A 7,019-nucleotide genomic window follows, 5' to 3' on the forward strand; every position below is an offset into this window, starting at 1 on the left:
CCCAGCAGCGCGGCGGCGAAGTCGAAGGTGTCCTCGGTGAAGAGGGCGTAGCGCTGGCCGCCGTGCGCCGCGAAGGCCGCGAGCCAGCCGGCGACCCTGGCGCGGAGCGCGCCGAAGTCCCGCATGCCGTCCTCACTCCGGGCCACGGGGTGCCCGGAAGGACGGCCGTGGGCGAGGAGGTGTTCGAGTGCGAGCGGCTCAGCCATGGGCGTGCCGTGCGCGCACCCGCTGCCGCACCACCCACTCGCCCGCGAACAGCAGGCCCATGAGGCCGTAGGCGATGAGGCCATTGTAGAGCGCCCAGGTCGCGTCGCTCGCGAAGAGCGCCGTGGTGAACGCGAGCGCGCCGTTGAGGACGAAGAAGCCGCACCACACCTGCGTCACCCGGCGCGTGTAGGCCACGCCCGACGGCGGCAGGTCCTTCTCCCGGAGCCGCGCCAGGCGCTCGATGACGCTGGGCGGATACACCAGGCTGGTGAGGAATACGGTGAGCAGCACCGCGTTCACCAGCACCGGATAGAGCTTCAGGGGCAGCGCGTGGTTGCCCAGCATGCTGGAGCCCGCGAGCACCAGCGCGCCCACGGCGGCCGCGAGCCACATCTTCTCCCGCGTGGCCACCGCGCGCACCACCGCCATGGCCGCCAGGGGCAGCGCCATCCAGCGGGGCTCGAAGTGGCCCAGGCCCAGATAGACGAGCGGCGGGTAGGCGAGGCTCACGAGCCCCAACAGCACCGGACGCAGACGCTTCACGCCGCGGCGGAGTCGCTGCCGAGCAGCCCGTAGAGCGCGTCCACCACGTCCTGCAGCGTGCGCACCGAGCGGAACACCTCCGGCGGAACGCGCTGGCCGGCCACCGGCTTCAGGCGCACCAGCAGGTCGATGGCGTCAATGCTGTCGATGTCCAGGTCGTCGTGCAGCCGCGCCTCCGGGATGATGCGGGACGGCTCGATGTCGAAGGTTTCCTGGAGGATGGCGCTCAGGCGCTCGAACAGCTCGTGCTTGGTCATGGGGGTGGTTTCCTCGCTTGGTTTTTTGAAAGGGAGCTTCAGGACCGGGTGCGGTGGGTGCTGACGAAATCCGCGAGTGCTCGAACGCTGGCGAAGTGACGGCGATTCTCCTTGGAGTCGCTCGCCAGCACGACGCCATAGGACTTCTGCAACGCGAGCCCCAGCTCCAGGGCGTCGATGGAGTCGAGCCCCAGCCCCTCGACGAACAGCGGCGCGGCGGGATCGATGTCTTCCGGCGTGAGGTCCTCGAGATTCAGTGTCTCGATGACCAGACGCTTGATTTCCTGCTCAAGCTCCAACATGGCCCTGGCTCCCCCTGGAGAAATGGTCGTGCAGACGGGTGGTGAGCTGGCGCGCGGCCTTCGCCGCCTCGCCCGCGTCCACGTCCTGGGACGACACGTGGATGTCGTCCTCGACGCGGATGAAGTAGTGCATGGGCTTTTCGGGCACCTTCCACCAGGGCGTGCCCTTGGTGAGGCCCCGCGGCTCGCAGCGGATGATGACCGGCGTGATGTCGCAGGGGCCGCGCACCGCGATGTTGGCGGCGCCGCGCTGCAGCTGCATGGTCCCGTCCAGCGGCGTGCGCGAGCCCTCCGGGAAGATGATGAGGTTGTTGCCGGCCTTCACGGACGCGATGCAGTCCTGGATGAGCCCGGGCCCGGAGTCGTTGCACAGGTAGCGCGTGGCCCGGATGGGGCCGCGCGTGAACGGGTTGTTCGCCAGGCTCGCCTTCACCACGCAGTCCGCGTTGGGGACCAGCGAGATGAGGAACACCACGTCGATGAGCGACGGGTGGTTGGCCAGGATGAGCAGCCCGGAGCGCGACAGCTTCTCCACGCCTTCCAGCTCGTAGCGCAGCACGCCCAGGAAGCGCATGTAGCCGATGAAGAAGCGGAACGTGTGGTGCACCGCGAGCCGCGCCAGCCGCTGCTGCCGCTCCGGTTCGCGCACGAGGAGCTGGAGCAGCGGGAAGTACAGGACGCGCAGGGCGAGCCCGCCCAGCCCGAAGGTGGCGAAGGACAGCCCGGTGGCGAAGATGCGCCACAGCCGGTTGAGCTTCTCAAGCATTGCGTTCCCACCGCCAGCGCCGGCCACCCGTCGCGTGCTCCCACCGCGAGGCTCCGGAGACGAGGAAGCGCAGGACGTGCAGGTCCGCCGGGAGGGCGTCGGGCGCCTGCCGGGTGACGGGCGCGTCCGAAGGGCCGGTCGCGCAGCCCAGGTGGACGGCGTCCGGGCCCGTGCTGGCCGAAAGGAGGCAGGCCCAGGCGTGCGGGAAGGCCACGTCCCGGGCGAAGTGCTCCCACGGGGTGGGCACGGGCTCGTCGTAGACGACGACCATCACCCGGGGGACGCCGTCGGACAGCAGGCCGCACGCCTCCGTGAAGGCGGCCTCCACCGTCTCCTCGCCCGCGGCGATGGCGCCGTAGGCGGACGTGTCCCCCCGCGCGATGGAGTAGAGCGCGCCGATGGCGTTGTGCACCGACAGGCTGAAGGACGTGGGGGACAGCGGCTCCGAGCGCGCCAGCTGCGTCAACAGCTCCACCGAGCGGCCCAGGTCCCCGTAGCGCGAGGCGAAGAGGACCGGCGCGTCCGGCGCGTCCACGTGCGCGTCGTAGGTCGCCTGCAACGCGATGCGCCCCAGCCGGTCCACCCGGCGGCGCATCATCGCGGGCATCGCGGAGAGCGCGGGCGTACCTTCGGCCGGGAGCGGGTGAGGCTTCGCGAGCCACGTTTCCCAGGAAGCAGGGCTGACGAGGCCGGGGGCCCAGGCGGCCCAGCGCTGTACGGAGAATCCCATCATCATGACGGGAGGCCCCCAAGCGCTCCCAAAGACAACCTTTACCAAACCATTCACAGGGAGACAATTGGCCCCCCCGTCCAAGCAGCCGGGACGCCGGGAGTCCGTCCCCCCGACTGCCCTGCGGACGCTGCAACCCTCCGGACTTGCTGACGAAACGCGCAACGCTGGCTCCGCTTTCAGGCTCTTGCAGGTTTGTCCAGGGGGGCGCGCCTTCGGCAATCCCGCAGGTCTGAAAAAACCCTGCGAGGCATTCGGAGTGGCGGGTGGAAACGGGTCGTGGCCGCGCGCAGCGTGACGGCCCACCGGCCGCGTGTATTCACGCGGGGGCGCTTCGCGGGGCCTAGGACTCGGCGGGGAAGAGGGCGCGCAGCTCGCGGAGCGTGCGGGGGCTGGCGCCCCGGGGGCCGGTGACCCAGATGCGCTCGGGCTCCAGCGCGAGCTCGCGCCAGGACACGGCGCCGCCGTCGGGGAGCAGCACCTCGCCGTCCAGCCGCACCACCGAGTGGCGCCGGGACACCGCCTCCAGCCCGAACAGCAGCCGCTCCACGTCCGACCAGCGCGCGGGGGTGAAGAGCAGGTCCACGTCCGACAGCGGCCGCACGAAGGGCACGCCCGAGCGGTGCTGCCAGGCCAGCGAACCGAACACGCCCACCGTCAGGTCGAGCGCGGTGCCCAGGGCGATGACGTCGTCCAGCGCGGGCCCCCAGGCGGCGGGGGCGGAGGGCGCACCTCCTGCACCGTGGGCGGCGGCAGCCGGCGCTCCACCGCGGGCAGGGCCACGTGCAGCGACAGGTGGCGGCGGTCCGGCAGGGTGAGCGTCAAGCGCAGCTCGTCGTCCTGGTCCGGGAGGTCCTGGCGGGCGACGGCGAAGGGCCGGCCCTGCTCCCGCCACGCCGTCACCTGCGCGATCACGTCCGGGCCCGGCGGGGAGCGCAGCTGCTCCGCCCAGCCGGCGCCCAGGTACACCCAGTCGTGCCGCACCGGACGTTCACCGTCCATCAGCGGGCGTCTCCTCGGGCCGGGTGCAGCACGGGCCTCCCTCCGCGGCGCGGGACGGGGCCACCCCCGGGGCTCGCGGTTGCGGAAGGGGAACGGAGGACGTCACTGCCCGATTCATTACCCGGATTCACGCGTCCGGTGGGGCCCAACCTGCACGACGCGCCGCGAGAGCCTCCTCGGCCGGCGCTTCTCCCCGGAAATCCGGGTGGGAGCCGCGCGCACGCCGCGGGGGCTTCCTGAGGGCTTTCCCTGAGGGCTTCCCCTGACGCGAGGCGCTAGCGGGGCTTCTGGAGGATGGGGCTCACGGCGCTCACGTGCTGGCGGCGCATGTCGATGAGGATGTCGTAGTTGCGCGGCTCCGGGGCGACGGGGCCGGCGGCGAAGCGGTAGAGGCCGCTGACGTCGCGCTCGCGGGGGAAGCGCTCCTTCACCAGGGCCTTGAGCATCTCCTTGGCCACCCACTCCGCGTCCACGGAGACGGAGCCGAACTCGTCCAGGTAGTGGAACGGCGCGGTGGAGTCCGACTGCCCGGCGGTGAGGACGAAGACGCGCGGCTTGCGGTCCGGGACGACGAGGCTGGCGCCCTGTTCCATCACCGCCAGCTCCCGGCCCTGGGGCAGGGCGAACAGCTCCAGGGACTGCTCGTGCGCGAGCAGGGCGCTGAAGGCCACGAACGCGGTGAGCAGCGCCGTGGCCATGCGCGGGCCGTGCCTGGGCCAGACGGTGCCCAGGTTCACCAGCGACGCGGCGAAGAACACGGCCCACACGCCGGTGAGCGCGTTGAGCGTGCGGTAGGTGGGCCACCGCTCCCCGGCGAGGAAGCTCACCGAGTACGCCGCGCCCGACAGCGTCACCAGCGCCAGCAGCCACCGCCCCACGCCCACGCGCCCCGAGCGGCGCCCCTCCACGGCGACGCCCACGCCCAGCAGCGTCAGCGTGAGCACCACCATGGCCCGGTAGCCGTCCATGTCCCCCACCGGCGCCTCGTTGAGCGCGGACAGCGCGAGCGCGTTGGGGAACACGTGCGTGAGCGCCCAGACGGTCTTGTCCACCCAGTGTTTCTCGAAGGCGATCCGGGGCGAGGGCGGGAAGACGCCCGCCTTGAACAGCACCTGGGTGACGGCGTACGCGAGCGCCAGGCCCGCGCCCATCACCAGCAGGTGCTTGAGCATCCAGCGCGCGGTGTCCTTCAGCGACACGTCGCGGTGCACCACCAGCGACGCCGCCAGCAGCACCGCGCAGAACAGCCCGCTCACCTGATAGATGAGCGTCGCGGTGGCCATGCTGCCCACCGCCGCCAGCGCGAGCGGCCACCGGATGGGGGCGTCCTGCCCCGGCGGGCCCATGGCGCGGCGGGCGAAGGCGAACGCGCCCAGGCCCAGCATCAGCGCCACCGCCTGCGGCCAGCAGATGCTCCAGTTGGCGACGACCTGCGCGGACGGCGTCACCGTGAGGAACCCCGCCAGCAGCGCCGCGGAGCCCGTCCGCCAGCCCTCCTTCCGCAGCAGCAGGAACACCGCCGCCGCGAGCACGCCCAGCCCGGCGACGCCCATGAGGCGCAGCCCCATCAGCCCGTCGATGCCGCCGGCCGCCTTCGCGGACGCCTCCAGCATCCAGCCGTAGAGCGGGCGGCCCTGCGAGGCGCAGACGCGCAGGATCTTCCCCGGCTCCTCGCGCGCCTCGCTCAGGATGGCGTAGTCGTCACGCAGCCCGTAGCGGTGGATGACCGCGCTCCAGTAGATGAGCCAGGGGAGCAGGAGCAGCAGGGCCACGGCGCCGGGAACCACCAGCGCGCGCGGCGTGGGACGCTTCATCAACGGGAAGGCCATCGAGGTTGACGCAACGTAGCAGAGGCCTCCCCACGACTCCCGGAGGAACCGGGGCACGGCAGGGTTCCAGTCACGGTGAGAAGGGCGGGGCTCCAACCACCTGCGCGTCCTCACCGAACTCCGGGCCCGTGGGCTCGCGGACGACGTTGAGCACGGGCCGGGCGTCCGCGAGGGACGGGGTGAAGAGGGAGGGCTGGTCGGGGTCCGCGAACACGGTGGCGAAGTCCTCCGGGGCCAGGCCGCGCGCGAGCCGGGCCGCGAACGAGTCCTTGAGCAGGCGCACGTAGTACTCGACGTCGTAGTCGCGCGCGTCGTCGCCCGCCGGCTCGCCCGGGCCGGGTTCGCCGTCCTCGGCGTCCGCTTCGTGGAGGAGGCCCGCCCGGCCGCCCGTGGCGCGGTAGATGCGCACGCGCTCGCCCAGGGACCAGTGCTCGCGGCCGTTCGTGAGCAGGGCTTCGTAGGGCAGCTCCCTGCGCTGCTTGCGCGTGGCCAGGTACTGCGAGGGGGACTTGGTCAGCCGCACCTGCGCGGAGACCTGGAAGGTGGGCACCTGGCGCCGGCGCAGCGCCATCACCGCGTCCACGTAGGTGTCGCGCACGGCGCGCACGTCGCCGGCCAGCAGGTGTTGGAGGGCCTTGCGCAGGAAGTCCTCGCCATAGGGCTCCGCGCGGCTGGAGCGGAACGCCACGCCGCGCAGCAGGAGCGGCCCGGCGTAGGGCTGGAGCGCGTAGTTCTTCGGCTCGTGCGACAGCATGGCGGCGTAGCGCCCGTCGAACTCCAGCCGCACGCGCGGCGGCAGCAGGGCCGCGACCTCCGACACCACGCGACGCTCGTCGGCCTCCGTCCAGGCCTCCGGCACCGCGAAGTAGACGCCGTCCGTGTCGGCCTCCAGCAGCGTCACGCCCCGGTGCGCCAGCTCGCGGCACAGGAGGCCCAGCAGCTCGCGCCCGCGCCGCGTCACCTCGTTGGCGGCGTGCACGTCGGAGAAGCGCGTGAGGCCCACCGCGCCCAGGTAGCCGTAGGCGGAGTTGATGAGGATCTTCATCGCCGCGGAGAACGCCTCGTGCGTGTGGCGCTCCGGCGAGCCGGGCGGGGCCTTCTTCGCCTTCGCCTTCGCGTCCAGGCGCTGATCCACCAGCCGGTCCACCAGCGCGAGCAGCGCGTTCAGCCGGTCGCGCCGGGGGCCGATGCGGTACTCGCGCATGAGCGACGGGTAGAGGCTGGCCACGTCCGCCTTCACGATATGTCGCGCGACGCCGGTGGCGAACAGGTGCAGCGCCGCGCCGCTGTGGGACGTGCCGTCGCTGGTTTCGTGCGCGGGCAGCGCCGCGCCCGAGCGCACGTAGGCGCGCACCAGCAGCGGATCCAGCACGCCCGTCGCGG

The 7,019-nt window shown here is 72.3% G+C and carries 9 protein-coding genes and 1 pseudogene; all 10 read right to left on the reverse strand.

The features are described from left to right. A pseudogene (locus tag ACLEQD_RS33380) lies at positions 1-206 on the reverse strand (4-coumarate--CoA ligase); the annotation flags it as partial. Continuing rightward, a complete protein-coding gene (locus ACLEQD_RS33385) occupies positions 199-750 on the reverse strand; it encodes a hypothetical protein (RefSeq protein ID WP_410389596.1) in 552 nt (183 codons plus the stop codon). The pseudogene ACLEQD_RS33380 and the gene ACLEQD_RS33385, both read right to left, overlap by 8 nt. Continuing rightward, positions 747-1,007, reverse strand: a complete 261-nt coding sequence (locus tag ACLEQD_RS33390) for an acyl carrier protein (RefSeq protein ID WP_120528038.1) — start codon at positions 1,005-1,007, stop codon at positions 747-749. The genes ACLEQD_RS33385 and ACLEQD_RS33390 overlap by 4 nt, the downstream gene beginning before the upstream one ends. Before the next feature lie 38 nt (positions 1,008-1,045). After that, positions 1,046-1,309: a phosphopantetheine-binding protein gene (locus tag ACLEQD_RS33395; RefSeq protein WP_171414124.1), complete on the reverse strand. Its 264-nt coding sequence runs from the start codon at positions 1,307-1,309 to the stop codon at positions 1,046-1,048. Then, the gene (locus tag ACLEQD_RS33400) at positions 1,296-2,075 is read right to left on the reverse strand and encodes a lysophospholipid acyltransferase family protein (protein WP_410389597.1); all 780 of its coding nucleotides are present in this window, start codon (positions 2,073-2,075) and stop codon (positions 1,296-1,298) included. Before ACLEQD_RS33400 ends, ACLEQD_RS33395 begins: the two co-directional genes overlap by 14 nt. Beyond that, positions 2,068-2,811 carry a beta-ketoacyl synthase chain length factor gene (locus tag ACLEQD_RS33405; protein WP_410389599.1) on the reverse strand — a complete coding sequence of 248 codons (744 nt, stop codon included), beginning with the start codon at positions 2,809-2,811 and terminating at the stop codon, positions 2,068-2,070. Before ACLEQD_RS33405 ends, ACLEQD_RS33400 begins: the two co-directional genes overlap by 8 nt. Positions 2,812-3,148: 337 nt before the next feature. Beyond that, the gene (locus ACLEQD_RS33410) at positions 3,149-3,502 is read right to left on the reverse strand and encodes a phosphoribosyl-dephospho-CoA transferase MdcG domain-containing protein (RefSeq protein ID WP_410389606.1); all 354 of its coding nucleotides are present in this window, start codon (positions 3,500-3,502) and stop codon (positions 3,149-3,151) included. Next, complete coding sequence (locus ACLEQD_RS33415; protein WP_410389601.1) at positions 3,463-3,807, reverse strand: hypothetical protein; 345 nt, start codon at positions 3,805-3,807, stop codon at positions 3,463-3,465. The genes ACLEQD_RS33410 and ACLEQD_RS33415 overlap by 40 nt, the downstream gene beginning before the upstream one ends. A gap of 275 nt (positions 3,808-4,082) precedes the next feature. Further along, positions 4,083-5,621 carry a hypothetical protein gene (locus tag ACLEQD_RS33420; protein ID WP_410389603.1) on the reverse strand — a complete coding sequence of 513 codons (1,539 nt, stop codon included), beginning with the start codon at positions 5,619-5,621 and terminating at the stop codon, positions 4,083-4,085. Positions 5,622-5,706: 85 nt separating this feature from the next. Continuing rightward, positions 5,707-7,019: DNA polymerase domain-containing protein (locus ACLEQD_RS33425; protein ID WP_410389604.1), on the reverse strand; the 1,313-nt coding region annotated here is incomplete at its 5' end.

It is taken from the genome of Corallococcus sp. 4LFB (assembly GCF_046520365.1).
GTDB lineage: Bacteria > Myxococcota > Myxococcia > Myxococcales > Myxococcaceae > Corallococcus > Corallococcus caeni.

What these genes read in the sequence shown, in the direction of transcription:
- ACLEQD_RS33415 (WP_410389601.1), bottom strand. Translation starts at nt 3,807, where the DNA reads ATGGACGGTGAACGTCCGGTGCGGCACGACTGGGTGTACCTGGGCGCC.
- ACLEQD_RS33405 (WP_410389599.1), bottom strand. Translation starts at nt 2,811, where the DNA reads ATGATGATGGGATTCTCCGTACAGCGCTGGGCCGCCTGGGCCCCCGGC.
- ACLEQD_RS33420 (WP_410389603.1), bottom strand. Translation starts at nt 5,621, where the DNA reads ATGAAGCGTCCCACGCCGCGCGCGCTGGTGGTTCCCGGCGCCGTGGCC.
- ACLEQD_RS33395 (WP_171414124.1), bottom strand. Translation starts at nt 1,309, where the DNA reads ATGTTGGAGCTTGAGCAGGAAATCAAGCGTCTGGTCATCGAGACACTG.
- ACLEQD_RS33400 (WP_410389597.1), bottom strand. Translation starts at nt 2,075, where the DNA reads ATGCTTGAGAAGCTCAACCGGCTGTGGCGCATCTTCGCCACCGGGCTG.
- ACLEQD_RS33390 (WP_120528038.1), bottom strand. Translation starts at nt 1,007, where the DNA reads ATGACCAAGCACGAGCTGTTCGAGCGCCTGAGCGCCATCCTCCAGGAA.